Consider the following 1,002-nt stretch of genomic DNA (forward strand, 5'->3'; position numbering starts at 1 on the left):
GGAATTCCTGTATCAAAGGAAATTTCATATATCTACTATAACAAAGACTTATTCAAAAAAGCAGGAATCGAAGCTCCTGATGTAGCTTATAGCACATGGGATGAATTCTATGAAGCTTGTGACACATTAAAGGCAAAAGGTATCACACCTGTAAGTATGGATAGTGCAGACTTAGGTTGGTTATCAAATCTTTGGTACAGTGCTTTAATCGGAACTGCAGGAGATGAAGGAAACACATTTATGAATACTCAGTATCCAACCGATTACAATATACCTGTAGTTGAAAAAGCAACAGCAGAACTTCAGAAGATGTTAAAGAACTATACAACAGCAGATGCTTTAGGTGGAAAATATGACACAATGGCAACTCACTTCTTTAACGGTGAAGTAGCAATGCTTCCTAACGGACCATGGATGATTCCTGATTTCAAGAGCGAAGACAAAGCACCTGAAGGATTCTATGACAAAGTTGGTATCATGCTTCTTCCAGGAAACGGAATGGAAAGTGTTCCAACACCTGGTGACATGGTAGGCGCAAAAGATCCTGAAAAGATTAAAGCAGCAGTAGCATTCCTTAAGTTCGAGACAACAGCTGAAAATCAGTTAAAGGCATTGGAAATGGCAGGATTACAGCCTGTATCAAGTAACATTGAAGTACCTGAAAGCTTAAAAGAATCTGATCCATTAATGGCAGAAGTATTAGATATTCAGTCAAAAGCAACATATACATATGGTCAGAATCAGGCTTACTGGTATCAGAATGTAATCGATGAATTTTCAAATCAGTTACCTGAACTTGCAAGTGGCAGCTTAGATGCAGAAGGATTTTGTAAAAAGCTTACAGATGCAGCGCAGAAAAACGATTAATTCTTAACAATCAAGTGTTGCACTAATAAAAGTTAGTGCAACACTATTTTTTTGAAAGGAAGTATAAAATATGTCTACAAAAAACAAGAGAGGATGGATATTTTTATTTGCATTGCCTTGTGTAATCCTATTTTG

General features: G+C 36.7%; 1 protein-coding gene. It reads left to right on the forward strand.

Annotated elements, in window-relative coordinates; all coding sequences use genetic code 11:
- Positions 1-867, forward strand: an 867-nt coding sequence (locus ABMA45_RS09410; RefSeq protein ID WP_348030244.1) for an ABC transporter substrate-binding protein, incomplete at its 5' end; no start/stop codon positions are given.
- Positions 868-1,002 lie beyond the last annotated feature (135 nt).

The organism is Eubacterium sp. CAG:156 (assembly GCF_000434315.1).
Lineage (GTDB): Bacteria > Bacillota > Clostridia > Lachnospirales > Lachnospiraceae > Eubacterium_U > Eubacterium_U album.